The organism is Streptomyces sp. NPDC050806 (assembly GCF_055586425.1).
Map to the genome: position 1 here is coordinate 322,905 of NZ_JBVJIF010000008.1, position 25,927 is coordinate 348,831.

The 25,927-nt window shown below is 72.2% G+C and carries 17 protein-coding genes; 7 read left to right on the forward strand and 10 right to left on the reverse strand.

Annotated features, from left to right (window positions below):
• Positions 1–20 precede the first annotated feature (20 nt).
• Entirely contained in the window at positions 21–1,589 is a 1,569-nt protein-coding gene (locus ACZ6WH_RS26290) for an APC family permease (protein ID WP_469731119.1), read from the forward strand.
• Positions 1,590–1,830: 241 nt separating this feature from the next.
• Here ACZ6WH_RS26290 and ACZ6WH_RS26295 read toward each other — a convergent pair whose 3' ends face one another.
• Entirely contained in the window at positions 1,831–3,351 is a 1,521-nt protein-coding gene (locus ACZ6WH_RS26295; RefSeq protein WP_469731121.1) for a CehA/McbA family metallohydrolase, read from the reverse strand.
• 162 nt (positions 3,352–3,513) lie between these two features.
• Here ACZ6WH_RS26295 and ACZ6WH_RS26300 point away from each other — a divergent pair, with 162 nt between their 5' ends.
• Positions 3,514–4,338 (forward strand): LLM class F420-dependent oxidoreductase, encoded by an 825-nt coding sequence (locus tag ACZ6WH_RS26300; RefSeq protein WP_469731123.1) that lies wholly within the window; start codon positions 3,514–3,516, stop codon positions 4,336–4,338.
• A gap of 187 nt (positions 4,339–4,525) precedes the next feature.
• Complete coding sequence (locus ACZ6WH_RS26305; protein WP_469731125.1) at positions 4,526–7,180, forward strand: bifunctional FO biosynthesis protein CofGH; 2,655 nt, start codon at positions 4,526–4,528, stop codon at positions 7,178–7,180.
• 41 nt (positions 7,181–7,221) lie between these two features.
• Here the strand turns inward: ACZ6WH_RS26305 and ACZ6WH_RS26310 are convergent, their stop codons facing one another.
• Entirely contained in the window at positions 7,222–7,479 is a 258-nt protein-coding gene (locus ACZ6WH_RS26310) for a hypothetical protein (RefSeq protein ID WP_030261803.1), read from the reverse strand.
• 234 nt (positions 7,480–7,713) lie between these two features.
• Between ACZ6WH_RS26310 and ACZ6WH_RS26315 the strand changes: the two genes are divergently transcribed.
• Positions 7,714–8,823 carry an ADP-ribosylglycohydrolase family protein gene (locus tag ACZ6WH_RS26315; RefSeq protein ID WP_469731126.1) on the forward strand — a complete coding sequence of 370 codons (1,110 nt, stop codon included), beginning with the start codon at positions 7,714–7,716 and terminating at the stop codon, positions 8,821–8,823.
• 97 nt (positions 8,824–8,920) lie between these two features.
• Here the strand turns inward: ACZ6WH_RS26315 and ACZ6WH_RS26320 are convergent, their stop codons facing one another.
• The 3 genes from ACZ6WH_RS26320 to ACZ6WH_RS26330 form a co-directional block, all read right to left on the reverse strand.
• Positions 8,921–10,477, reverse strand: coding sequence for a sodium:solute symporter family protein (locus ACZ6WH_RS26320; protein WP_432855791.1), 1,557 nt, complete (start codon positions 10,475–10,477; stop codon positions 8,921–8,923).
• 361 nt (positions 10,478–10,838) lie between these two features.
• Positions 10,839–11,624, reverse strand: a complete 786-nt coding sequence (locus ACZ6WH_RS26325) for an SDR family oxidoreductase (RefSeq protein ID WP_469731128.1) — start codon at positions 11,622–11,624, stop codon at positions 10,839–10,841.
• A gap of 148 nt (positions 11,625–11,772) precedes the next feature.
• Positions 11,773–12,987: an aminotransferase-like domain-containing protein gene (locus ACZ6WH_RS26330; RefSeq protein ID WP_469731130.1), complete on the reverse strand. Its 1,215-nt coding sequence runs from the start codon at positions 12,985–12,987 to the stop codon at positions 11,773–11,775.
• A gap of 196 nt (positions 12,988–13,183) precedes the next feature.
• Between ACZ6WH_RS26330 and ACZ6WH_RS26335 the strand changes: the two genes are divergently transcribed.
• A complete protein-coding gene (locus ACZ6WH_RS26335) occupies positions 13,184–14,023 on the forward strand; it encodes a hypothetical protein (protein WP_469731132.1) in 840 nt (279 codons plus the stop codon).
• Between the two features lie 270 nt (positions 14,024–14,293).
• Here ACZ6WH_RS26335 and ACZ6WH_RS26340 read toward each other — a convergent pair whose 3' ends face one another.
• The 3 genes from ACZ6WH_RS26340 to ACZ6WH_RS26350 form a co-directional block, all read right to left on the reverse strand.
• Positions 14,294–14,503, reverse strand: coding sequence for a DUF397 domain-containing protein (locus ACZ6WH_RS26340; protein ID WP_432855780.1), 210 nt, complete (start codon positions 14,501–14,503; stop codon positions 14,294–14,296).
• Between the two features lie 280 nt (positions 14,504–14,783).
• A complete protein-coding gene (locus ACZ6WH_RS26345) occupies positions 14,784–15,650 on the reverse strand; it encodes a helix-turn-helix domain-containing protein (protein WP_432855778.1) in 867 nt (288 codons plus the stop codon).
• Between the two features lie 847 nt (positions 15,651–16,497).
• Positions 16,498–17,265, reverse strand: a complete 768-nt coding sequence (locus ACZ6WH_RS26350; RefSeq protein WP_361558509.1) for a GOLPH3/VPS74 family protein — start codon at positions 17,263–17,265, stop codon at positions 16,498–16,500.
• 239 nt (positions 17,266–17,504) lie between these two features.
• Here ACZ6WH_RS26350 and ACZ6WH_RS26355 point away from each other — a divergent pair, with 239 nt between their 5' ends.
• A complete protein-coding gene (locus tag ACZ6WH_RS26355; RefSeq protein WP_469731134.1) occupies positions 17,505–20,504 on the forward strand; it encodes a D-alanyl-D-alanine carboxypeptidase family protein in 3,000 nt (999 codons plus the stop codon).
• Between the two features lie 315 nt (positions 20,505–20,819).
• Positions 20,820–22,508: a glycosyltransferase family 39 protein gene (locus ACZ6WH_RS26360; RefSeq protein ID WP_469731394.1), complete on the forward strand. Its 1,689-nt coding sequence runs from the start codon at positions 20,820–20,822 to the stop codon at positions 22,506–22,508.
• Between the two features lie 175 nt (positions 22,509–22,683).
• Here the strand turns inward: ACZ6WH_RS26360 and recQ are convergent, their stop codons facing one another.
• A complete protein-coding gene (gene recQ, locus ACZ6WH_RS26365) occupies positions 22,684–24,825 on the reverse strand; it encodes a DNA helicase RecQ (RefSeq protein WP_469731136.1) in 2,142 nt (713 codons plus the stop codon).
• 309 nt (positions 24,826–25,134) lie between these two features.
• Complete coding sequence (locus ACZ6WH_RS26370) at positions 25,135–25,899, reverse strand: VC0807 family protein (protein ID WP_469731138.1); 765 nt, start codon at positions 25,897–25,899, stop codon at positions 25,135–25,137.
• Positions 25,900–25,927: the final 28 nt, after the last annotated feature.

Sequence of the window (25,927 nt, forward strand, 5' to 3'; positions counted from 1 at the left end):
CAGCGCTTAACGTCCTGTTCATGGTTCAGGTAGACCCTCGGCCACCGGCCGGAGACACGGTAACGAGCGTCAATGGCGACGCATCGGGCGAAACCCGCAGCAAAGGCCTCAGCGGCAACTCCGTCGGCCTGCTGGGCAGCGCCGTCATCGGCGTGTCCACCGTCGGGCCCGTCTACTGCCTGACCTCCACCCTCGGCCCCACCGTGGGCGAGGTCGGCCTCCAGATGCCCGCGGTCTTCCTCGCGGGCTTCCTGCCGATGCTGCTGGTCGCCTTCGCGTACCGCGAGCTGAACAAGGCCGTCCCCGACTGCGGCACCTCCTTCACCTGGACGGTGAAGGCCTTCGGGCCCCGCGTCGGCTGGATGTGCGGCTGGGGCCTCGTGATCGCGACGATCATCGTGCTGTCGAACCTCGCCGGCGTCGCCACCTCGTTCTTCTATCTCCTCCTCGGCCAGCTCACCGGCAGCGACTCCATCGCCGCCCTGGACGGCAACAAACCCGTCCACGTCCTGACCTGCCTCGCCTTCGTCGCCATCGCCACCGCGATCAGCTACCGCGGCGTGACCACCACCAAAGGCATCCAGTACGCACTGGTCGGACTGCAGCTCGCCGTCCTGGTCGTGTTCGTCGCGATGGCCATCGGCAAGGCAAGGGCCGGCGACTTCCCCGGCTCCATCGACTTCCACTGGTCCTGGCTGAACCCCTTCGAGGTCAAGTCGTTCGCGTCCTTCACCGCCGGACTCTCCCTCTCGATCTTCATGTTCTGGGGCTGGGACACCTGCCTCACCGTGAACGAGGAGACCTCCGGCAGCGAGAAGACCCCCGGCCGCGCCGCCATGCTCGCCATGGTCGTCCTCATCGGCTCCTACCTGACCACCGCGGTGGCCGCGCAGATGTTCTCCGGCGTCGGCACCAAGGGCCTGGGCCTGGGCAACCCCGACACCTCGGACAACGTCTTCGCGACCCTCGCCGGACCGGTCATGGGCTCCGCCCTCGGCGTGCTGCTCTTCGTCGCCGTACTCGCCTCGGCCGCCGCCTCGCTGCAGACCACCTTCATCCCGGTCGCCCGCACGGTCCTGGCGATGTCCACGTACGAGGCGCTGCCGGCCTCCTTCGCCCGCATCCACCCGCGGTTCCAGTCGCCGGGCCGCGCCACCATCGCGGCCGGCGTCGCCACCGGCGCCTTCTACGCCGTGATGACCTTCCTCAGCGAGAACGTCCTCGTCGACACGATCTACGCGCTCGGCCTCATGATCTGCTTCTACTACGCGATCACGGCCTTCGCCTGCGCCTGGTACTTCCGCTCCGACCTGCGGAACTCCGTCCGCGACCTGATCTTCAAGGGCATCTTCCCGGCCCTCGGCGGACTGCTGCTGACCGGCGTCTTCGTGAAGACGCTCGTCGACATCTGGGACCCGGCCTACGGCACCGGCAGCTCCGTCCTCGGCATCGGCTCGGTCTTCGTCATCGGCGTCGGCCTGCTCGCACTCGGCCTGGTCCTCATGCTCGTCATGCAGCGCCGCAGCCCGGCCTTCTTCCGCGGCGAGGTCCTGACCCGGAACACACCGGCGCTGGTGGTGGAGGACTGAGGGAGGACTGAACTGAGGGTAGGGCCGGAGTCCGGGGGTTGGGGGTCGGGAGACGACCCGCGGGCCAGGGGGCGGGGCGAGGCGGGGTGTGAGGGGGGCTGAGGCTCCACGTACCTGGCTGTAGCTCCTCCCCGGGGGCCTCCCCCCCCCGCCCCCTCCCCACCCCCTCCTCCCCACCCCCTCAACGGCAGCTCTCTCCGCCCTCGCCCCGCCCCCGCCCCTCAAGCCCCGCCGGCGCCCCTCACCCCCGTCCCACGAATACAGGGTTGGTCAGGGCTGCCATCGGGCCCGGGAGGCCCGGTGTCGTCGCCGGGTGGCGGACCTCGGCGCGTATGTAGGCGGCGTTGTCGGCCGTGGTCCGCCAGGTGACCGTGCCGGAGCCGGACTCCGGCAGCGGTTCGGAGTACCGCAGGCCCTGGTCGGTGACGTACGAGACCGTGCAGCCGGGGGCGCCGCTCACCTCCAGCCGGGCGGTCACCGAGGACGTACCGGTCACCCGCAGCCGCTCGCCGATGCCGGCGTGCTCTCCGCGCTCCCCGGTGACGGTGAGGGAGAGACCGATCTTCGCGGACTCGGCGATCCAGACGCGGCCCGCCCGTATGCCGTCCTGAACGGCCTGCCGGGAGAGGTCGTCCGCGAGCACCACGGTCTGCGGGAGGCCCACCACGTCCGGGTCACGGTGGGCGTCGCTGTGGCCGACCGCGGGGAGCCACGCGCCGCGCCCCTGGGCGTGGGCGACCAGCGTGTTGTCCCACTCCGCGAGCGTGATCTCGTCGTCCGCGGTGTACGGGCCGTTCCACACCTCCACCGCGTCGGCCTCGTTCAGTCCGAACTTCCAGTTGCAGCCGATGCAGGTGGCGTGCGGGTGCGCGGGGATGACCAGGCCGCCCGCCCGGCGGACGGCACGGGCGAACTTCCCGAAGGCGTTGTCCCGGGCGCGGTACCGCCAGTCCACGAAGACGCCGGGGTCGGTGCCCATGGCCACCACGTGGCCGTTGCGCGTGGTGATCTCCTCGCCGGTGAGGATGAGGAGGTCGTCGCCCCACAGCCCCTCCCACGCGCCGTGGGCGGAGGTGGTGTTGTGCTCGGTGGTGGTGAGGAAGTCCAGGCCCGCCGCTCTGGCGAGGGCGGCGATCTCCGCCGGGGTGCGTCTGCCGTCGGAGTGGACGCTGTGGAGGTGGTTGTCGCCGCGGTACCACGCCCGGCCGCGGCCCTTGGCGCGCTCGGGCGGGTAGACCGGTTTTGGTGTCGTGCCGGCCGCGCCGTACCGCAGGGTGACGGTGATCTCGTAGTCCATGCCCTGGGGCGCGACGGTGTAGGGGCCGAGGGCGATGTGCCAGGTGCCGGGGCGGACCGGGCCGGGGAGGTAGCCGGGCGTCGCGGCGTCGGCGCGGAGGAAGAACTCGGCGCGTGCCCCGCCGGACCAGCCGCGGAAGCCGGCGCCGCCCAGCTCCGTGCCGCGCTGGTCGAAGATGCCGATGTCGCAGGCGTTGCCGTTGGTGCCGGCGGGGACGGTCGGCTTGTCGTACCGGTACGAGACGGCGATCTCGCGGACGCCGCGCGGGACTTCCACCGGGACGTACACGAAATCGGGCGCGCCGGTCGGGAGATGGCCGGAGACGGTCCGGGTCTCCTCGGCCGGTCCGTCCTCGGCGGATCCGTCCGTGCGCCCCTCGGCGCCTGCGAAGTTCACGGGGCCGAGCGTAAGCGCTCCGGTGGCGCCCGCGACGGCACCGAGTCTCAGGATGTCGCGCCGGTCCATCGCAGCTCCTCCGTCGGTTCTTCCGGGTCTCTCCCGCGTCGTGTGAAAACTGTTGTACGCGGGTGTGACACAGACGGAAAGGCCTGTGGATAACTCGGCGAAGGTGCGGCAACATGCGCTCACCACACCCCTGAACAGGACGGCTGACGCGGAGGCGACGCCATGCGGATCGCGACCACGATCTTCCTGACCGACGAGGCCATCCGGCCGGTGCGGCTGGCCGGCGAGCTGGAGCAGCGCGGGTTCGCCGGGCTGTATCTGCCCGAGCACACTCACATCCCGGCTTCCCGGGACACCCCGGCGCCGATGGGTGAGCCGCTGCCGCGCGAGTACGGCCGTACCCTCGACCCGTTCGTGGCGCTGGGCCAGGCGGCGGCCGTCACCGAGCGGCTGGCGCTGGGCACGGGCATCACGCTGGTCGCCCAGCACGACCCGATCGACCTGGCGAAGCAGGTGGCGACGCTGGACTTCCTCTCCGGCGGGCGGTTCACGCTGGGCGTCGGCTTCGGCTGGAACGTGGAGGAGGCCGCGGATCACGGTGTGGAGTGGCCGTCGCGGCGGGCGCTCACCAAGGACCGGATCGCGCTGATGCGTGCGCTGTGGGCGGACGAACCGACCGCGTACGACGGGGCTTTCGGGTCGGTGCGGGCGAGCCACGCCCACCCCAAGCCGGTGAAGGGCGCGCCGCGCATCCTGGTCGGCGGCGCGGCGGGGCCGAAGCTGTTCGCGCAGATCGCGGAGTACGCGGACGGCTGGCTGCCGATCGGCGGCGGGGGCCTTTCCGAGGCGGTGCCGGAACTGCGCCGGATGTGGACGGAGGCCGGCCGGGAGGGGGAGCCGGTGGTCGTCCCGTACGCGGTGCGGCCTTCGGCGGGGAAGCTGGCGCATTTTCAGGAGCTGGGCGTGGACGAGGTGGTGGTGCAGTTGCCGCCGGCGGGCGAGGGGGAGGTGCTGCGGACGCTCGACGCGTACGCGGAGCATCTGTGAGACGTGTGCGGTGGGCCGCGGGGGAGGCGCGCGCGGTGCTGTGCCGGTGAGGTGCGTGCGGCGCGGGGTGGCCGGGCGCCTGCCCGGACGGCACCCGGAGGGAACCTCCGGGTGGGGTGATCATTAGCACACAAAACGGCCTCGACGGCCCGCCGGTCGCCCCGTCGCCCGCTCGTATCCTCGGAGAATGACTTCCAGCCCGCAGGGATCCGAGCAGCCACCGCAGGGGGCCGAGCAGCCTCCGCAGGGAAACCGGCGCCCCGCGCCGACCGCGAACGCCATGCGCCGGGCACTGAAGCGCGCGCGGGACGGCGTGGCGCTGGACGTGGCCGAGGCGGCCGTGCTCCTCCAGGCGCGCGGCGACGACCTGGACGATCTGTGTGCCTCCGCCTCCCGGGTGCGGGACGCGGGGCTGGACGCCGCGGGCCGCCCCGGCGTCATCACGTACTCCAAGAGCGTCTTCATCCCGCTCACCCGTCTGTGCCGCGACAAGTGCCACTACTGCACCTTCGCCACCGTGCCCGGCAAGCTGCGCCGCGAGGGGCACGGGATGTTCATGTCCCCGGACGAGGTCCTGGACATCGCCCGCCGCGGTGCCGAAATGGGCTGCAAGGAAGCCCTGATCACTCTCGGGGACAAGCCGGAGGACCGCTGGCCCGAGGCGCGCGAGTGGCTGGAGGCCGAGGGGTACGACGACACGCTCGCCTACGTACGGGCGATGGCGATCCGCATCCTGGAGGAGACCGGGCTGCTGCCCCATCTGAACCCGGGCGTCATGTCCTGGACGGACTTCCAGCGGCTCAAGCCGGTCGCGCCCTCGATGGGCATGATGCTGGAGACCACTTCGGAGCGGCTGTGGAGCGAGCCCGGCAACCCGCACTACGGCTCGCCCGACAAGGAGCCCGCGGTGCGGCTGCGCGTCCTGGAGGACGCCGGGCGCAGCTCCGTGCCGTTCACCAGTGGCCTGCTGATCGGCATCGGGGAGACGTACGAGGAGCGGGCGGACTCGCTGTTCGCGCTGCGCCGGGTCTCCCGGGCGTACCACGGCGTCCAGGAGCTGATCATCCAGAACTTCCGCGCCAAGCCGGACACCGCGATGCGCGGCATGCCGGACGCGGTGCTGGACGAGCTGGTCGCCACCGTGGCGGTCGCGCGGCACATCATGGGCCCGTCGGGGTGTCTCCAGGCGCCGCCGAACCTCGTGGACGCGGAGTACGGGCGGCTCATCGGGGCCGGCATCGACGACTGGGGCGGGGTCTCGCCGCTCACCCCGGACCACGTCAACCCCGAGCGCCCCTGGCCCCAGATCGAGGAGCTGGCCGCGCGCTCCGCGGAGAGCGGCTTCGAGCTGAAGGAACGTCTCGCCGTCTACCCGGAGTTCGTGCTGCGCGGCGAGCCCTGGCTGGACCCGCGGCTGGTGCCGCACGTACGGGCGCTCGCCGACCCCGAGACGGGCCTCGCGCGCGAGGACGCGGTGGTCGAGGGGCACCCCTGGCAGGAGCCGGACGAGGAGTTCTCGCTGCACGGCTCGGGCCGTACGGACCTGCACCGCACCATCGACACCGAGGGCCGCACCGGTGACCGCCGGAACGACTTCGACGAGGTGTACGGCGACTGGGAGGCGCTCCGCGAGGCCGCGGCGCCCGGCATGGTGCCGCAGCGCATCGACACCGACGTACGGGCCGCACTGAAGCAGGCGGCCGAGGACCCCACGAAGCTCGGCGACGACGAGGCGCTGGCCCTGCTGCACGCCGACGGGCCGGCCCTGGACGCGCTCTGCGGCATCGCCGACGACCTGCGCAGGGCCACGGTGGGCGACGACGTCACGTACATCGTCACGCGCAACATCAACTTCACCAACGTCTGCTACACCGGCTGCCGGTTCTGCGCCTTCGCGCAGCGCCGTACGGACGCCGACGCGTACACGCTCTCCCTGGACCAGGTCGCCGACCGTGCCCAGCAGGCGTGGGAGGTGGGCGCGACCGAGGTGTGCATGCAGGGCGGCATCCACCCCGACCTGCCCGGCACCGCGTACTTCGACATCGCGCGTGCGGTGAAGGAGCGCGTCCCGGGGATGCACGTCCACGCGTACTCGCCCATGGAGGTCGTCAACGGCGCGACCCGTACGGGGATGTCCATCCGGGAGTGGCTGACCGCCGCCAAGGAGGCGGGGCTCGACTCGATCCCCGGTACGGCCGCCGAGATCCTCGACGACGAGGTGCGCTGGGTGCTGACCAAGGGCAAGCTGCCCACGGCCACCTGGATCGAGGTCGTCACGACCGCCCACGAACTGGGCATCCGCTCCTCCTCGACGATGATGTACGGGCACGTGGACCAGCCCCGGCACTGGCTCGGCCACCTCCGGCTGCTGGCCGACCTCCAGCGCTCGGCACGGGAGAAGGGCGTCGAGGGCTTCACGGAGTTCGTGACGCTGCCGTTCATCCACACCAACGCGCCGGTCTACCTGGCGGGCATCGCCCGTCCGGGGCCCACCTCGCGCGACAACCGTGCGGTGACCGCGATGGCGCGGCTGCTGCTGCACCCGTACATCCCCAACATCCAGACCAGCTGGGTCAAGCTCGGCACCCAGGGCGCGGCCGAAATGCTGCGCTCGGGCGCCAACGACCTGGGCGGCACGCTGATGGAGGAGACGATCTCCCGGATGGCGGGGTCCAGTTACGGCTCCTACCGCTCGGTGCGGGACCTGGTCGCCATCGCCGAGGAGGCGGGGCGTCCGGCCCGCGCCCGGACGACCACGTACGGGCCCGTGCCCGAGGAACGCCAGGAGGCGGCCAGGCGCTCCGACGGGCATCTGCCGGAGCTGCTGCCGGTGCTGGAGTAGCGGCGCCGGGCCGCCCGGCCACACCGGGCGGCCCGGCCGCCTCAGCCCTCGCCGCTGTGCTCCGTCTCGTGCTGGAGGATGCACTGCTGCCAGCGGGCCAGGGCCTCGGCCCGGTCGCCGCCGGCGTCCTCGGCCGCGGTGATGAGCGCGTCGGCCGCCATCGCCGCGAGCCGTACGGCGATGTGGCAGGTGTCGCGCTGCGGGAGCGGCCGCAGCAGCTCCACCGCCCCCTCGCTGTCTCCGGCCAGCGCGCACGCGACGACGGCCATGGTCGTGCGGTCCCACTCGTACTCGGACATGGACGGAGCATGCCCACGGCAGGGGCGGAGGATGACTGCTGTGCCCATATTGCACAGGTGAACGGAAAGTTCCGTTATCGATCAAAAGCCGCCTGATGGGTACCTCTTCGCATTCCCTTCCTGCCCGCTGGTGGCCGAATCTTTGTCTATTACAGTGCCCTGCGTCAGACGGGCGTCAAAGGGCGCCGGGCGCGGCAGCACGGTCCGGGAGGGCGCAGTGCCGGGAGGGACACAGTGAGCGCGAACGCCATCTGGGGCCGCGCCGAGCAGCAGGACTTCCGCAGCCGGGTACGCGGCTGCCTCCTGGGCGGAGCGATCGGCGACGCCCTCGGGGCCGGTGCCGCGGGAGCCTCCCTGGACGCCCTCCGCCAGGCGCACGGCGCCGAGGGGCTGACCGACTACGTGGCCGTCTTCGAACAGCGCGGCGCCGTCACGGACGCCACCCAGCTCACCCTCTTCACCGTCGACGGCCTCATACGGGCCCAGGTACGCCGCGACACCGGCGCCTGGCACCCGCCCACCGACCTGTACCGCGCGTACCGCCGCTGGGCCGTCACCCAGCACGACTGGGGCCCGGACGAGCGCCGCTCGGACGACGGCTGGCTGGCCCGCGAGGAGTGGCTGTACGCCCGCCGCGACCCGGCCCGCGACTGCCTCACCGGCCTCGGCGACCAGGTGATGGGCACCCTGGACGCGCCGCGCAACCCGCAGGCCGACGGTGGCGGCGCGGTGATGCGCTCGGCGCCCTTCGGGCTGCTGGTCGGCTGGGAACCCCAGCTGGTCTTCCAGCTCGCCGTGGAGTGCGCGGCGCAGACCCACGGCCACCCCACCGGCTATCTGGCGGCCGGCGCGTACGCCGTGGTCGTCCACTCCCTCGCCCGCGGCGAGGACCTCGACAGCGCCGTCCAGAAGGCGCTGGCGCACCTCGCGACCCGCCCCGGCCACGAGGACACCACCGACGCGCTCAAGCGGGCCCTGGGCGCCGTGCGGCAGGGCATGCCCACCGCCGCCCGGGTCGAGTCGCTGGGCGAGGCCGGGCACGCCGGCAGCGCCCTGGCCATCGCCGTGTACTGCGCGCTGGTCGCCGAGGACATCCGGCACGGGCTGCTCCTCGCCGTCAATCACGGCGGCCCCTCCGACATCACCGGGTCGCTCTGCGGCAACCTGCTCGGCACGCTGCACGGCGAGACGGCGCTGCCGCCGGTCTGGCTGGTCGAGCTGGAGGGCCGCGCCACCGTCCTCCAGCTCGCCGACGACTTCGCCATGGAGATGACCCAGGGCCCCGCCCTCCACGGCCCCGCCAACTCGGCCCCCGGCTGGCTGGCGCGGTACCCGAGGGCGTAGCCCCGCCCGCTTCACGGGCCGTGCGCGGGCCCGCCCTACGGGAGCGCATGGCGCAGGCCCCGTAGGACGGGCCCCGACGGCCCCACGGGGGCCGGCGTCACACAGGCTTCTCCTGGCCCTGCGGAGCGCCCTGCTCCGGGAGGGGCAGGACCGCGGCGCCTCCGGGGCCGTCGCCGTCCCCGTCGGAGTTGATCCGGGCCAGTACCGCGTCCCGCTCCGGGGTGTCCTCCGGCTTCACCAGCCCGATCAGCACGAAGAGCACGAGCGAGACGGCGACCGGCGAGACGATCTGGATCTGCAGCGAGACGCCCGTGATCCCGTAGTTCGTCAGCCAGAACGCGAACAGGCCCGCCGCCCAGGACGTCAGCGCCGCGACCGGCCCCGACCTGCGGAAGGCCGGCAGCATGCCCAGCAGGAACGGGATCGAGATGGGCCCGACCAGACCGGCCACCCACTTGATCACGACCGAGATGATGCCGGCGAAGGCCGGCGAGTTCACCTGCGTCGCGATCGCCATCGACAGCCCGAGGAAGGCCAGCGTCGACAGCCGCGCGGCCACCAGCCCCGCCCGGTGCGACCAGGCCCTGGCCTTCGCCGAGACGGCCGGCGCGATGTCCCGGGTGAACACCGCCGCGATGGCGTTGGCGTCCGAGGAGCACATCGCCATCGTGTGCGAGAAGAAGCCCACGATGACCAGCCCCAGCAGCCCGTGCGGCAGCAGATGCTCGGTCAGCAGCGCGTAGGAGTCCGACGCGTCCGGCTTCTGCGCCTTGACCAGCAGCGGCGCGACCCACATCGGGAAGAACAGCACCGCCGGCCAGACGAACCACAGCGCGGCCGACAACAGGGCCGAACGCCGCGCTTCCTGGGCGCTGCCGGTGGCCATGTAGCGCTGCGCCTGGTTCCACATGCCGCCGCTGTACTCGAAGGTCTTGATGAACAGGTAGGCGAGCAGGAAGGTCAGCGTGTACGGGCCCACGGTCGGCTGGGTGTGGGTGTCCGGCAGGTCGTCCCAGACGGTCCACAGGGCGCTGACGCCGCCGAGTTCGGCCAGCACGGTCACCAGCATGGCCACGCCCGCCAGCAGCTGGATGACGAACTGGCCCAGTTCGGTGAGCGCGTCCGCCCACAGCCCGCCGACCGTGCAGTAGACGGCCGTGACGGCACCGGTGATCAGGATGCCCTGGTTGAGCGACACCCCGGTGAACACGGACAGCAGGGTCGCGATCGCGGCCCACTTCGCACCCACGTCCACGATCTTCAGCAGCACCCCGGACCAGGCGAGCGCTTGCTGCGTGGACAGGTTGTAGCGGGATTTGAGGTATTCGAGCGGCGACGCGACATGCAGCCGGGAACGCAGCCTGTTGAGCCGGCCGGCGAACAGCCTGGCCCCGATGGCGATGCCGATCGCAATGGGGAAGGACCAGGTGACGTACGAGGTGATGCCGTACTGGTAGGCGATGCCCGCGTACCCGGTGAACATCACGGCGCTGTACCCGGACATGTGGTGCGAGATGCCGGACAGCCACCACGGCATCCGGCCGCCCGCGGTGAAGAAGTCGCTCACGTCGTCGACGCGTTTGTGCGACCACACGCCGATGCCGACCATGACGCCGAAGTATCCGATGAGCACAGCCCAGTCGAGACCGTTCATGCCCCCTCCAAGGGGTCCGCCTTGTGAACGTGCAAGAACGCAACAGCACTTCGCCTCGGCGGCGCCCCCGTGCGGGAGTGGGGACTTCCGGGATTGAACCGTCGGTACGGGAGCTGGTCAAGAGGGTTTGTAGGTCACGGATGTGAACTCGGGTCACCTAACCGAACGATTTTACTCTCTCTTGACCCCGCGCCTCGTTGTCGTGCGGGCGACGGCGACCGCACCATGAGCGGACGCTTCGCCAGGCTCCGCGCATGCGGCGGCACCACACGGGAGCGGGATCCCGTGCGGTGCGGAGAGGAGGTTGTTCGTACGGGGCGCCCTTGGGGCGCCCGGCCGGTCCGGCGCGCCCCGAAGCGCGTCACCGCATCAGCTCACCCGCGTTCACCAGCAGCGACTGGCCCGTGATGGCCCGTGCACGGTCGGACGCGAGGAAGACCGCCGCCTCGGCCACATCGCCGTCCGTGGCCAGCTCCGGCAGCGCCATGCGCTCCGCGAGCCGGTCCCGCACCGCCGCCTCCGGCACCCCTTCGGCCGTCGCGGTCATCCGTACGTACGCCTCGACCGGCGGGCCCCACATCCAGCCCGGCTGCACGGTGTTCACCCGGATCCGGTCCGGGCCCAGTTCCCGCGCCAGCGAGTACATCGCGGAGACCAGCGCCCCCTTGGACGCCGCGTACGCCGCCTGCCGCACCTGCGAGGGCGCGGCCACCGACGACTGGGTGCCGATCATCACGACCGAGCCGCCGCCACGCGCCCGCATCGACGGCAGGCAGGCCCGCGTCATCCGCAGCGTCCCGAACAGGTTGACGTCCACCACCCGCTGCCACTCGTCGAAGTCCGCGTCGCCCAGGCCGCCGAAGTGCCCGTCCAGCGCGGCCACGTGGACCACCGCGTCCACCCCGCCGAACCGTTCCTCGGCGAGCCCGGCGAGGGTCGTGCACTGCGCCTCGTCCCCGATGTCGGTCACCCGCCAGGCCGTCCACCCGCCCGCCGGATCGATGCGCTCGGCACACGCCGCGAGCCGCTCCTCCGTACGGGCGCCCAGCACGACGGAGGCCCCGTCCCGTACGCAGGCCTCCGCGACCCGGAACCCCAGCCCCGGCCCCACGCCCGACACGACCACGGTCTTGCCCTGCAGGAGCATGCGAATCCCCTCCGGTCCCGTGCTGACGGGTCGTCAGCGTAGGACCGGAGGGGACCGTCACGGAAGGGTGCTGCCAGTGGCGCCCTCCCCGGCACCGCCCGGTGCGTACCACCAGAACGCGGCCGCGCAGAGCGCTACCGGAGTCACCTCAACGGAGCGCCGCGCCCAGCCGCCGCAGCCCCTCCCGGATCTCCTCCGGAGAGTGCGTCACGAAGGACAGCCGCATCGCCCCCGCGTCGGCCGGCCCGGCGAAGAACGGCGCCCCCGGCACGTAGGCCACGTCGTGCTCGACCACCGACGGCAGCAGCTCCGTCGCGTCGTACCCGGCGGGCAGCTGCGCCCAGACGAACATCCCGCCCGCCGGCCGGTTCCAGCGCGACCCCTCCGGCAGCGCGTCCGCGAGCCCCGCCAGCAGTGCGTCCCGCCGCTCCCGGTAGGCGCCGCACACCCGCTCCAGGTGCCCGGCCAGGTCCGCATGGGTCAGGTAGTGCGCCGTCGCCGCCTGGTCGACCGTGGAGGTGTGCAGGTCCGCCGCCTGCTTGGCGATCACACAGGCGCGCCGCAGCACGGCCGGCGCCCGCAGCCAGCCCAGCCGCAGTCCGGGCGCCAGGATCTTCGAGAACGACCCGAGCAGCGCCGTACGGTCCTCGGCCCCCGGGAACGTCGCCACCCACGGCACCGCCTCGCCCTCGAAGCGCAGCTCGCCGTACGGGTCGTCCTCCACGATCCACATGCCGCGGCGCGCGGCGACCGAACCGATCGCGGCCCGGCGCTCGGCGGGCAGCGTGCGCCCGGACGGATTCTGGAACGTCGGCACGGTGTAGAGCAGCTTCGGCCGCTCCCGGGCCACGATCTCGTCCAGCGCCTCGGGGATCAGCCCGTCGTCGTCGCAGGGCACGGGCACGACCCGGGCGCCCGCGAACGAGAAGATCTGCAGGGCCGCGAGGTAGCACGGGTCCTCGACCACGACCGTGTCGCCCGGCTCCAGCAGCCCGGTCGACAACAGCGTCAGGCCCTGCTGCGAGCCGGTGGTGATCAGCACGTCGCCGGCGTCCGTGGGCAGACCGCGCCCGGTGGCCCGCTCGGCGACGATCCCGCGCAGCGCCGGGTCGCCCTCGGTGGTCGAGTACTGGAGCACCTGCCGTGGCCGGTCGGCCAGCACCCGCCCGAAGGCCTCGGCCATGCCGGCCGCGTCGAACAGCTCCGGCGCGGGCAGCCCGCCGGCGAACGAGATCACCTCGGGCCGGGCGGTCAGCGCCAGGATCTCCCGTACGGGCGAGGCCCCCGTCCGCGACGCCCGCCCGGCAAGCCCGGGAGGGGGCGCCGCGGCGGCGGGGGTGGATGCGGTGGCGGTTTCCGGCATGACGGCTGACTCCAATCACTCGTCCCGCGCCAACGCCGTTAACAGGCGTTAGCTGCAGAGGGCATGGAGCTTATGCAGGCGCCCGCCCGGCGTGCACGGCTTTCCACATCCTGGGCGCCCGCGGGCGGCGGCCCCCTCCCGCTCCGGTGCCGACGCACCCCTCCCCATCTGACGTTGCGTCAGCTACACCTGTCCCATGACCGAAGACACCAGGAGCGGAGCGTACGGGGAACTGGCCGCCGTCGGACCGTACGGAGTGCGCCCCGGGCACGCGCTGATCACCATGGTCGAGCCGCACCCCGGCCAGGAGCACGCCTACAACCGCTGGTACGAGGACGACCACTTCATCGCCGGCGCGATGGCCATGCCGTGGATCTTCGCGGGGCGCCGCTGGGTCGCCACCCGCGACCTGCAACTCCTGCGCTATCCGGACCCGTCGGCGGTGGCCCGCCCGGTCACGGCCGGCTGCTACCTGTCCACGTACTGGCTCACCGAGGGCCGCTACGACGACCATATGCGCTGGACGGTGGCCATCAACCGCCGCCTCAACCGCGACGGCCGGGTCCACCAGGCCCGTACCCACGTCTTCACGGCCTTCCAGGACCACGAGGCGACCGTGTACCGGGACGGCGCCGCCGGACCGCGCGACTTCCACGCCCTGGACCACCCGTACGCCGGGCTGGTCCTTCAGGTGATCGACGCGGCGGAGCCCGGACGGCGGGCCGAGCTGCTGGAGTGGCTGCGTACGCGACAGCTGCCGGCCCGGCTCGCGGGCTCACGGGCGGCGCTGGTCACGGCCTTCCGGCCGACGCCACTGCCGGCGGACCGGATGGCGTACGTGGAGCAGGTGGCGGGCGTGGACACCCGGCTGACACTGCTGTGGTTCCTGGAGGCGGACCCGCGGGACTGCTGGGCGGACACCTTCGAAGGGCTGGACACCGACGTGGCGGCATCCGGACTGGGGAGGGTGGAGCTGGTCGCGCCCTTCATCCCGACCGTGCCGGGGACGGACCGCTACGTGGATCAGCTGCGCTGACGGGCGGGGAGCTCACGCGGGAGGCGGGCCGGTGGTGGAGCGGGCCGAGCCCCCTCGGCCGGGACGGCGATCCAGTCGAGAGGGCTCGTTGCGGTGGTGCGGTGTGGTGCGGTGAAGCGATGAAATTGTGTGTGGTGCGGTCGTGCAGTGGTGCTGTGGTGCAGTGGTGCTCTTATGGAGTTGTGCGGTTGTGGAACGGTACGGGGAGGTGCTGAGGGGCAGTACGCGTGTGCAGGACGCGGACTTCTGAGAGGTGCGACGACGACCCGCTCAGGCCAGGTCGTACGTACCGGCGCCGACCTCGGCCACGAACGTGCTCCAGGCGGCGCTGTCGAACGTCAGGCGGGGACCGTCGGGGTCCTTGGAGTCGCGCACCGCGATGGCCTGGACGGCCGGCACTGCGACCTCGACGCAGGCTCCGTTGCCACCGGAGTACGAGGACTTCTGCCAGGAAAACGCGGAATTGGGCTGAATGGCCATGTTCACTCCGACTCACTCTGGGTTGCCGCGACTTGGCGCGGATTCGGTATGCATGACGCTACGCGCCAACATCACCGACGCCAGAGGTGTGTCACCCATTCGTATGGCATATTCCTTGATCTCTTTTCAGGGAAAGTGGAGCGGGTGTACCTTGCCCCACTCCCTTTCCGAAACCCGTCGTCCGGCTTTCCGGAGCCCGTCGCCCGGCCGTCGAGCAAGCGCCTTCCGGCCAGGTCGCAGCGGTGGGTGGCAGCCCGCGAGGGCGTCGGGGAGGCCCGGCTCAATCCGTGCTGTCGGCGTGCTGCTTGGCGGCCTCGGCGATGAACTCCCGGCTCTGGTCGGCGTTGAGGGCCTGCGCGCGCAGGTGCTCGTACATGATCGTGTACTTGTGCACGTCGTTGGTCTTCTCCAGGTACAGGTCGCTCGTGACGCCCTCGATGTACACCACGCTGGAGTCGGCCGCGTCGTCGAACTCCAGGATCGAGAACGTGCCGGACATCCCGGCGTGCGCCCCGGTGTCGTACGGCAGCACCTGCACCGTCACGTGCGGCAGCCTGCTCATCTCCACGAGGTGCTCCAGCTGCTCGCGCATGATGAGGTGGCTGCCGACGACGCGGCGCAGCGCGCTCTCGTCCAGCACGACCCACAGCCGCAGCGGGGTGTGCGGTTCACTGACCCGCTCCTGGCGCCGCATGCGCACCTGGATGCGCTTCTCCAGCTGGTCCGGGGCCAGTTCCGGGACGGTGCCGGGGATCACGGACTCCGCGTAACCGGGCGTCTGCAGCAGGCCGGGCACGAGCAGCGACTCGTACACCCGCAGCGAGGCGGCCTCCGTCTCCAGGCCGATGTAGACGCTGTACGGGATGTCGCCGAAGGCGTGCCACCAGCCCTGCTGGCGGGAGTCCTTCGCCATCTGCATCAGCGAATCGACGATGCGGTGATCCTCGACTTCGTACACGCCGCAGAGATCGCGGACGTCGCGCTGGCTGATGCTGCGACGGCCGTTCTCCAGCCTGCTGATCTTCGATTGCGAGACCAGCAGCCGCTCCGCGACCTCCTCCGCGGTCATGCCCTTGAGCTCCCGGAGCCTGCGCAGCTCCTGGCCCAACCGGCGACGCCTGACGGTCGGATTCACATTGGACGCCACGGGACGTGCACCTCCGGCTCCGGACTGCTGTTTTTTCCTGTTCAGCAGATTGCCACCACCGGTCGGCGCCGCGCTGGGAAATGGCCGGACAAGGTAGGTGCGGGTACGAGAGGCGCTACGCGATGCGGCGGGCCGGACCCCGCCACTGCGACGTACGGGCGGATACCGGGAGCGCGTACGGACGCGTCGCGGCCCCCGGTGAGCGGTGCGCGAATCCGTACGCGGCGCGGGGCCCGTCTGCGCGGGCGTGCGGCCCGGCCAGGGGCGCTCAGGCCCGGTCCGGGCGCCGGGCTCCGGAACGGCCCCGTCCGGCCCTCTCCGGTCCCGTCCCGGCCCTGTCCGGTCGCGTCCGGCCCCGGACATGCACGCGGGGTGGCGGGTCCGCCGTCGTCCGGAACGGCAGGCCCGCCACCCCGCGCTTGCTGCGGCTCCCGAACGGGACCTGGGGACGGTGCTGTCGGTGCTGGTGTCGGTACTGGTGCTGCGGTGTGTGCCGGGTACTGCGTCGCCGGCTGTTCCGCCGCCGGGTACTCCGCGGGTACTCCGCGTTGGCGGGCGGTTCGTCGCCGGGCGCTACTTTGCCGATGGTGTCGGTGTGGGTGAGGGGTGCTGCGTGGTTGCTGCCGCGGACGGGGGTTCCCGCTCGGGCGGCCGTCGCGCGCTGCTGCCGCGCGATCACCGCTCGTGCCGGTGCCGCCCTGGGGTCGGCGGCGTCCTGCCGATGTCCGTCCTGCTGCTGTCCGTCCTGCGAACTGCGCCGGAACGCGTCCGGCCGGCCCGTCCGTCCGGGCCCGTCGTACGGATCCTGCGCTGCCGAGTCCTGTCCGTCCTGCTCCTGCTCGTCCGGCTAACGGGCGCCGACGCGGGCCATGCTGCCCCGCCGCGGCTGCACCGGAACGCCGCCCGGCGTCCCGTCCGTCGCCCGGGCTGCGGGCTGCCGGCCGCCGGCTCCGGGGGCGGGCCCCGCTGCCGGTGCGCGCCTCGGCTGCGCCGCGACGCCGTTCTGCACGTCCATGACGGCGTGCGCGACCAGCCCGCCCATGGGGTCGTGCCGGATGAGGTCCCGGAGGCGGGAGCGCGACGAGCGCCCTTCGTTCCCGGGGTAGAGATGCTTGCCGAGACCGACCGCGTGGGCCAGTGCGGCGAGCGCCGCGGTCCGCGGGTCCGGGGGTACGCCGGTGCGGATCGCGTTGTCCAGCCGGGCCCTGATTTCCCGGCTGATGGCCGTGTCCGTCGCCTGGTAGCGAGTCGTCGGCAGCACCCCGCACATCTGACCCGCCACGGCATGCACCATGCCGCACCGCTCCAGATGCGTGAGGTAGGTCTGGCGCAGCCCCAGCCGGGGCCCGCCGATCCAGTGGACCGCGCGTACCGGGCTGCCGCGGCGTCGCAACAACTCGAGTGCGGAGTCCAGTGTCGGATCTCCAGTCGGCCGTGGCAGTACCACGGCGATACGATCCCCGTCAGGGGCTATCCGTCCTGCCAGAGCCAGCTCCACTAGCTGGGCCCCGGCCAGACCGAGGTCGAGCGACTGCGGCTGCGCTGTGGTTCCCGTGGCCGGGTCCAAAGCGAGCAGCAGAAGCTCCTCCGGAATTGTTCTGCGGCTCCTGCCCATCCATGCCTCCCCGCGTGGATGAATGACAGGGTGACCCCTCTCACATTCATCTGTCGAGAGTGCGTGGGTGATTCGGTAGGGAACCGGTAGGTATGTCGTTCTCGTCTACTGCGTGGGTGACAGCCTCCGAGAGCAGGACGCGGGCCCGGGACCGCGCGGCGGCGCAGCCGCGCTTCTCGCACACAGGACACTTGGCAACACTGGGCACAGCAGTAGCGCGACATACGAAGGAGACACCGGTGGCGGGCGAGTCCCCCGACAAGTCGGAGCAGAAGCAGTCGTCGGGGGAGACGGCGGGGAGCGAACGCGATCCGCGGCTCGCGGTCTTCCGCGATGCGCCGACGGATACGGAGACGGAGACGTCGGCGGAGCCGGATTCGGTTGCACCGGACACAGACCGGGACGGCGCGGAGCCGGAGGCCCCGAAGGCGGCGGATCCGGAGGCCCCGAAGGCGGACGCTTCGGCGGCGGACGACGCGACGGCGGACGACGCGATGTCGGGCGGCGAGAAGGCCGGCGGTGGGAAGGCCGCCGGCACGAAGGCCGCAGGCGGGAAGCGGGACGCGGGGGCGGCGTCGGACGCCGAGGAGTCGGACGCGGAGAAGGTGACTTCGGGGAAGCCGGGGGGCGCAGCCGCGGCCTTGGGGGAGCCGGACGCGGAGACGGCGGGCCCCGAGGGGGCTGATGCCGAGCAGCGCGCGCCCGAGAAGGGCGACGCCCGGCTCAAGGCGGCGGTGGCCGCCTGGGTGGCGGGCAAGGGCGCCCAGGAGGACGAGGCGGGCGCAGAGGGCGCGGAGACGGCGGAGGCGCGCGACGGAGCCTCTGAAGGCCCCTCCGGCGCCGAGAGGGTCCCTGCGGGCGACGTCGCCGGGGCCACTGACTCCGAGGCCGACGACGCGGCGAAGGACGCTGTGAAGGGTGGCGAGGACGCCGAGTCCGGGCTGCCCGTACGGAAGCCGGGCGCCAAGGGCAAGCAGGGCGCCGATCAGGTGGACCAGCCGACGGCGGTTTTCGGCACGCTGGCCCCGAAGTCGCCCCCGGCCGACGAGGCGACCCGAGTGTTTGCTGCCGTGAATCCGAAGGGCGTCAAGAAGGGCACCGGCAAGGACGCCGCGAAGGACGACAAGGGCGCCGCGAAGGACGACAAGGGCGCCGCGAAGGACTCCGAGGGCGACAAGGGCGGCAAGGGCACGAAGGACGCCAAGAAGGACGCCGAGGCCCGTAAGGCGACGGCGGCGGCCATCCCGAAGCGCTCCGATGCCGCGAAGAAGGCCGCGGCCGGCACCCCGGACGCGGACAAGGACGCCGCCGAGAAGGCTGACGTCCCCAAGGGCGCCAAGCCCGCCGCAGAGCTGGAGTCGGACGGCAAGACCACCGCCTCCCCCGAGAAGGCGGCCGACGACAAGGCCGACGGCAAGAAGGCAGCCGAAGGCGAGAAGCCGGCGGCTGACAAGAAGCCGGCGGAAGACAAGAAGTCGGCTGACGACAAAAAGGCGGCCGAAGCCGATAAGAAGTCGACCGATAAGTCGACCGACAAGAAGCTGGCCGAAGCCGACAAGAGCAAGAAGTCGGCCGAAGCCGACAAGAGCAAGAAGTCGGCCGAAGCCGATAAGAACGCTGACGCCGCGGTCGGCAAGGGCGAAAAGAAGGAAGCCGAGCGGGACTCGGAGCGGACCAGCCAGTTCGTCGCGCTGAAGTCGACGGACGAGCGGCCGGTCAAGTCGCCGAAGCCCGTGGTCAAGCCCACCGGCAAGCCCGGCGCCGCCGCGGACGCTCCCAAGGACAAGGCCCCGGCGGAAGCCGCCAAGGCGCAGGGCGACCCGGCCGCGACCGCCGCGATGCCGGCCGCCGTGCCCCCGGCCGGCCCCCAGCCGCCGGCCGCCCAGTCGTCGCCCGCCGCCCCCGAAGCGGGGCCCGGCGCGCTGCCCGAGTCCGAGCGTACGAAGCAGCAGCCGCTGCCCCCGCTCGACCTGCTGGCGCAGCTCACCAACACTCCGCCGCCGCCGGAGACCCCGATCCGCACGATCGTGCGGCGGTTCAAGATCTGGACCCCGCTGGCCCTGCTGCTCCTGCTCGTCTTCGTGATCGTGCAGGCCGTGCGCCCGCTCCCCGACCCGGGCCTCACGCTGACCTCGGACGCCACGTACTCCTTCGACGGCAGCAAGCCGTCGATGCCCTGGCCGTCCGAGGGCCAGGCGTACGTCGACGTCTCCGGGCTCGGCCCGATCGGCTCGTACGGCGATCAGAAGCCGGTGCCGATCGGCAGCGTCGCCAAGACGATGACCGCGTACATCATCATGCGCGACCATCCGCTGAAGCCCGGTAAGCCGGGGAAGAAGATCCGGATCGACAAGCAGGCCGAGGAGGACGGCAAGAAGGGCGCCGGGCACGGCGACGAGTCGGTGCTCGACACCGTCAAGGAAGGCGACACGATCACGCAGAAGGACGCGCTGTCCGCTGTCATGATCCCGTCCGCCAACAACATCGCTCGCCTGCTGGCCCGTTGGGACGCCGGTTCCCAGGAGGCGTTCGTCAAGAAGATGAACGCCACCGCCAAGGAACTCGGCATGAAGAACACCACGTACACCGACCCCAGCGGTCTGATCGAGACCACCGTCAGTACCGCCGAGGACCAGGTGAAGCTGGGCAAGAAGGCGATGGAGATGCCGGCGCTGGTCGACATCACCAAGCTGCCGTCGTGGACGGACCCGTCCGGCAAGCAGTGGCGCAACTACAACACCCTGCCGCCGTACAACAACGCGATCGGCCTCAAGACCGGCTCCACCTCGAAGGCGGGCGGCAACCTGCTCTTCGCGGGCCGTCAGCAGGTCGGTGACACGACGCAGCTGATCGTCGGCGCGGTGCTCGGCCAGCACCGAACGCCGATCATCGACACCGCCAACGCCGTCAGCAAGGGACTGCTCACCACGACGCAGGGCGCGCTGGAGGACCGTACGGTCCTGAAGAAGGGCGATGTCGTCGGCGTGGTCGACGACGGGCTCGGCGGTACCACGCCGGTCGTGGTGACCGAGGACGTCAAGGCGGTCGGCTGGAACGGCCTGACGGTGAAGCTGGGGCTGTCGGACAACGGAAAGACCATCCCGCACGAGGCGAAGGCGGGGACGAAGGTCGGCGTCCTGACGGCGGGCAGCGGGCCCGGCCAGGTGAAGGTGCCCGTGGAACTCCAGAAGAGCCTGGCCGAACCGACCTTCGGCGCCAAGCTCACCCGCGTGAGCTGACGGGTCGGAACCGGCCGGGAGGGGCCGCTCGCACCAGCTGCGAGCGGCCCCTCCCGCGTTCGGGGACGTTCGAGAGGGACGGGTGATTCATCCCGGTACGGCCGCCGGGCGGTAATGTGAAGCGGCGCTGCCGGGCCCGAAGGCTCTTCCGGGGCACGCAAGTCCGGTCCCCGGGGCGCGAGTCCCGGCCCCCTCACTCAGGTCGCTAAAGCTACTAAGGCCGCCAAGGCCACTCAGGAGCCCGTCATCGGTACCGCGTTGAACGCCCGGCCGGCCGCGGGCCTCCCGCGTGCCGAAGCGGCGCCCTGGGCGAGGATCGTGGCGGCTCCGTGTGCGCTGGCGCTCGTGCTCGGGCTGTGGGGCATCCGCCGCGGCGGCAGCATCTGGCGGGACGAGGCCGTCACGTACGACATGGCCCACCGCAGCCTCCCCGACCTGTGGCACGCGTTGCAGCACGCCGATGCCGTACACGGTCTCTACTACCTCTTCATGCACGGCCTGTTCGCCGTGTTCGGCGGCGGCGTGACGACCCTGCGACTGCCGTCCGCGCTGGCGATGACCGCGGCGGCGGCCGGGGTCGCGCTCCTGGGGGCGCGGGTGGCCGGGCGTCGCGCCGGTGTCGCGGCGGGTCTGGTCTTCCCGGTGCTGCCGCTGGTTCAGGAGTACGGGCAGGAGGGCCGGTCGTACGCGCTCGTCTGCGCGCTGGTCACGTGGTCCACATACCTCCTCGTCCGCGCGCTCGACGCGAGTGCTGTCGTGGGGCCCGTCGCCGCTTCGTGGCTCGGGCTGTTCCGCGTGCCCGGGGCCGCGCGGCGCCGGTGGGCGGGGTACGCGGTCGTGACGCTCGCCGCCTGTCTGCTGCACGAGTTCGCGATGCTGGTGCTCGCGGCACACGGCGTGACGGTCGTACTGGCCGGCGTACCGAGCGCCGCGCGCGCCGCTGTCCGCCGCACCTGGCTCGTCTCCGGCGGCGTGGTGGCCGTCGGGCTCGCGCCGCTCGCGCTGTTCAGTGCGGGGCAGTCGGCTCAGCTCAGCTGGATCCTGTGGCCCGACCCCGTGCAGCTAGTGACCTTCGCGGTGCTGGCGGTCGTGGGCGTGCTCTGCGCGCGCGTACCGGTACGGACCCGTGGGCCGGTCCGGCTGCGGCCGCTCGCCGTCCCGCTGCTGATCGTCCCGCAGGCAGCGCTGATGCTGCTCTCGCATCTCAAGCCGGTGTACGTCGACCGCTACGTCCTGTACTACGTCGTCGGCTTCGCCCTCCTGGCGGGCGCCGCCCTTGACCGGGCGCTCCGGCCACTGACGGGCGACGGCGCGGGGGACGGAACCGAAGACGGCATGGGGTACGGAACCGAGAACAGCGAGGGGTACGGGACCGAGGACAGCGTCGGGGGCGGCACGGAGACCGGCGCGGGCGACGGAGCGGGGAACGGAACCGAGGACGCAGCGGGGAACGGTGTGGGGGCCGCCGCGGGTGGCGGCGTGGAGGGCAGTGCGGAGGACAGCGCGGAGGTCGACCGGGCGGTGCGGGTGCGCCGGCGGACGGTATGGGCGCTCGTTGCCGTACTGGCCGGGCTGCTGCCTGTCTCCGTCCACCTGCGCGACCCGGCGAGCCGCAAGGACGACGCCACCGCCGTCGTCCGGGCCGTGCGGGAGGTGGCGAAGCCCGGCGACGGGCTGCTCTTCATGCCGGCCCGGCGGCGGGTGTGGACGCTGTCCGAGCCGGAGCAGTTCCGCGGCCTGACCGACCTGGCGCTGTCCCGGTCACCAGCGGCCTCCGGATCCCTGTACGGCACGGAGGTGTCCGCCGACCGCATCGAGGCCCGGATGCGCGCCGACGAGCGCATCGTCGTGCTCGGCGACCCCCGTGGCGAGCCGGAGGACGAGAACTCCCGGGAGATCACCAAGCGCACGGTCCTCCGCGACGCCTTCGAGCGCTGCACCAGCCGCGACGTCACCGGCGCCCGCGTCTCGGTCTACGCCCGCCCGGGCCACTGCGACGACTGACGCCCCCGGCCCGCCTCATCGACGAGGCGGCTCTTGCAGGACGGCTCCTCCAAGGCGACCCCTCCAAGGGCGGCTCACCCAAGAGCGACTCACCAAGGGCGACTCATCAAGGACGGCCTCGCCTCCCAGGGCAGCCCCCAAAGCGACTCACCCAAGGGCGGCCTCCTGAGGCGACTCATCCATAGGCGCCCTCACGGTCCTCTTCCGCCGGCGGCTCTTCCATGTCCCAGTCCCAGTCGGCCTCCGGGGCGGCGGACCGCCCGGCGCCCGCCGCAGCCGTGCCTGAGGAAGCCGCCCCCGGACCGCCGGCGGCGCGACCGCCACCTGACCGGGCGCTGCCGGCCCGACCACTGTCGGCCGGCCCCGCGGCGCTCGCCCCCTCGGCGCTCGCATCCGTGGTGTTCGGCCCGTCGGCCAGCACCTCCAGGATGGCCTCGCCGTACTTCGCGAGCTTGTTCTCGCCGACGCCGTTGACCGTGCCCAGCTCGGCGACGGTGGACGGCCGGGCCGTGGCGATCTCGCGGAGCGTGGCGTCGTGGAAGATCACGTACGCCGGGACGCCCTGCTCCTTCGCGGTCTGCCCGCGCCAGGCCCGCAGCGCCTCGAAGACCGGCACCAGCTCCGGCGGCAGGTCCACCGGCGCCCGCTTGCCCTTCGCGGTCTTCGTGCGCGCCGCGCGCGCGGGCTTCTCCGGCTCCCGCCGCATCGGGACCTGGCGCTCGCCGCGCAGCACCTCGCCGCTCGTCCCGGTGAGCACCAGCGTGCCGTAGTCGCCCTCGACCGCCAGCAGCTGCTGTGCCAGCAACTGCCGTACGACGCCTCGCCAGTCCGCCTCCCGCAGGTCGGCGCCGATCCCGAACACGCTGAGCGCGTCATGGTCGAACTGGATGACCTTGGCGGTCTTGCGGCCCATCAGGATGTCGACGATCTGGCCCGTGCCGAACTTCTGCCCGCGCTCGCGCTGCAGCCGGACGACCGTGGAGAGCAGCTTCTGGGCGGGCACCGTGCCGTCCCAGGACTGCGGCGGCGCCAGGCACGTGTCGCAGTTGCCGCACGGCTTGCTCTCCTGGCCGAAGTAGGCGAGCAGCCGCACTCGACGGCACTCCACGGTCTCGCACAGCGCGAGCATCGCGTCGAGGTGGGACGCCAGCCGCCGCCGGTGCGCCTCGTCGCCCTCCGAACCGTCGATCATCTTCCGCTGCTGGACCACGTCCTGCAGGCCGTAGGCCAGCCAGGCCGTGGACGGCAGGCCGTCCCGCCCGGCGCGGCCGGTCTCCTGGTAGTACCCCTCCACCGACTTGGGCAGGTCCAGGTGCGCCACGAAGCGCACGTCCGGCTTGTCGATGCCCATGCCGAACGCGATCGTCGCGACGACCACGAGGCCGTCCTCGCGGAGGAAGCGCGACTGGTGGCGCGCGCGGACCTGCGCGTCCAGCCCTGCGTGGTACGGCACCGCTTCGATGCCGTTCTGCACCAGGAACTGGGCGGTCTTCTCCACCGAGGCGCGGGAGAGGCAGTACACGATGCCGGCGTCCCCGGCGTGCTCCGTGCGCAACAGCTCCAGCAGCTGCTTCTTCGGCTCGCTCTTGGCCGCGATGCGGTACTGGATGTTGGGCCGGTCGAAGCTGGCCACGAAGTGCCGGGCCTGCTCCATGCGCAGCCGGGAGGTGATCTCGGTGTGGGTGGCCTCGGTGGCCGTGGCGGTGAGCGCGATCCGCGGCACGTCCGGCCAGCGCTCGTGCAGCATCGACAGGGCGAGGTAGTCGGGGCGGAAGTCGTGGCCCCACTGGGCGACGCAGTGCGCCTCGTCGATGGCGAAGAGGGAGATCTTCCCGCGCTCCAGCAGGCCGAGGGTCTGCTCCACGCGCAGCCGCTCGGGCGCGAGGTAGAGGAGGTCCAGCTCGCCGGCGAGGAACTCCGCCTCGACCAGGCGGCGCTCCTCCAGGTCCTGCGTGGAATTGAGGAACCCCGCGCGGACGCCGACCGCCCGCAGCGCGTCGACCTGGTCCTGCATCAGCGCGATCAGCGGAGAGATGACGACGCCCGTGCCGGGGCGCACGAGCGAGGGGATCTGGTAGCAGAGCGACTTGCCGCCGCCGGTCGGCATGAGCACGACCGCGTCGCCGCCGCCGATGACATGATCGACGATCTCCTGCTGACTGCCGCGGAACGCGTCGTAGCCGAAGACCCGGTGCAGGACCTCCAGCGCCTCACCGCCCGGCGCCCCACCGGTCCGCGCACCCTCGCCTCCGCCCGGGCCGGCGCCTGCGCCCGCGACCCCCGGAGCTTCGTCCAGTCCACCGTCCACGTCGTTCATGTCTGGCAGCTTACGAGCCATGACCACCCCGCCGCTGAGCCTGTGGACAACTCCCGCCGAGCACGCCGGGTGTTGGCCAAAGCCTCGTGAGCGAGGTCATAACCGGCCCCCGCCGCCGCTCCCCGGGCGAGCCGAGGCGCGCGCACGTCACGGTCACGGAACGCTGTCGCCCGACGCACACGCGGTGGCCTCCCGGTCGCGATTCAGGTGCGGACCGTGTCCCGGTACCGCCACTCGTGGCGCAACGCGCACAGGGCGACGCGGTACGGCCCCCCGCGCCGTACCCCGCCGCCCCGTGTGTCCGCGGTGTCAGTGCCGCGGGTGGCGGGTGGCCCACTTGCGGTGCACCACCGTGTAGACGGTCAGCAGGCCGAAGGTCGACAGCTGCATCAGACCCGAGAGGCCGGTGGCCGCGTCGACCGGAAGGAGGTAGATCATCGGGAGCCTGACGACGGCCTCGGCCAGCATGCCGATGCCCCAGACGCAGGTCATGACCGTGAGCGTGCGCCGGAACGCCGGCTCCGTGGCCCAGCGCCGTTCCAGGTCGGCGAGCGCGCGCTGCGTGCGTCCCTGGGTGCGCCGCACGACCGCGTAGATCATCGGGCGCCCGGCCACCGCCGTACCCAGGAAGATCAGCCCGGCCAGGCCGGTCGGCACCGAGTCCTTGGCCAGGACGAAGCGCGCGTCACCGCTCACGAAGGACAGCAGCAGGCCGACGCCCCACACGGAGAGCATGAACGCCGCGAACACGTCGAAGCGGCGGGGGAGGACCGCCACGTAGACCACCCGGAGCGCGGCGGCGACCGTGGCGCCCAGCATCGAGGGGTACACGCCGACGCCGCACGCCCGCAGGAGGTAGTACACGGCGATCGACAGGCCGACGTCCCAGAAGAGCGTGGAGAACATGTCCCCGAGACCGCTCCACCATCGCTCGCCCCCACGTGCGGCGGTCGTGGTCTCCTCCACGGGCGCGCCCGTCGCCGCCCCTGTGGAGGTGACGGCCGCCGCTCCCGATGCCGGCTGCGGCCGCTCGCCGGGTTCTTCGGGTCGCTCCGCTGCCGTGTTCGGATCCATGGTCTTCGCCCCCGTGTGCACTGTTCCG

What these genes read in the sequence shown, in the direction of transcription:
- ACZ6WH_RS26290 (WP_469731119.1), top strand. Translation starts at nt 21, where the DNA reads ATGGTTCAGGTAGACCCTCGGCCACCGGCCGGAGACACGGTAACGAGC.
- ACZ6WH_RS26295 (WP_469731121.1), bottom strand. Translation starts at nt 3,351, where the DNA reads ATGGACCGGCGCGACATCCTGAGACTCGGTGCCGTCGCGGGCGCCACC.
- ACZ6WH_RS26300 (WP_469731123.1), top strand. Translation starts at nt 3,514, where the DNA reads ATGCGGATCGCGACCACGATCTTCCTGACCGACGAGGCCATCCGGCCG.
- ACZ6WH_RS26305 (WP_469731125.1), top strand. Translation starts at nt 4,526, where the DNA reads ATGACTTCCAGCCCGCAGGGATCCGAGCAGCCACCGCAGGGGGCCGAG.
- ACZ6WH_RS26310 (WP_030261803.1), bottom strand. Translation starts at nt 7,479, where the DNA reads ATGTCCGAGTACGAGTGGGACCGCACGACCATGGCCGTCGTCGCGTGC.
- ACZ6WH_RS26320 (WP_432855791.1), bottom strand. Translation starts at nt 10,477, where the DNA reads ATGAACGGTCTCGACTGGGCTGTGCTCATCGGATACTTCGGCGTCATG.
- ACZ6WH_RS26325 (WP_469731128.1), bottom strand. Translation starts at nt 11,624, where the DNA reads ATGCTCCTGCAGGGCAAGACCGTGGTCGTGTCGGGCGTGGGGCCGGGG.
- ACZ6WH_RS26330 (WP_469731130.1), bottom strand. Translation starts at nt 12,987, where the DNA reads ATGCCGGAAACCGCCACCGCATCCACCCCCGCCGCCGCGGCGCCCCCT.
- ACZ6WH_RS26335 (WP_469731132.1), top strand. Translation starts at nt 13,184, where the DNA reads ATGACCGAAGACACCAGGAGCGGAGCGTACGGGGAACTGGCCGCCGTC.
- ACZ6WH_RS26340 (WP_432855780.1), bottom strand. Translation starts at nt 14,503, where the DNA reads ATGGCCATTCAGCCCAATTCCGCGTTTTCCTGGCAGAAGTCCTCGTAC.
- ACZ6WH_RS26350 (WP_361558509.1), bottom strand. Translation starts at nt 17,265, where the DNA reads ATGGGCAGGAGCCGCAGAACAATTCCGGAGGAGCTTCTGCTGCTCGCT.
- recQ (WP_469731136.1), bottom strand. Translation starts at nt 24,825, where the DNA reads ATGAACGACGTGGACGGTGGACTGGACGAAGCTCCGGGGGTCGCGGGC.
- ACZ6WH_RS26370 (WP_469731138.1), bottom strand. Translation starts at nt 25,899, where the DNA reads ATGGATCCGAACACGGCAGCGGAGCGACCCGAAGAACCCGGCGAGCGG.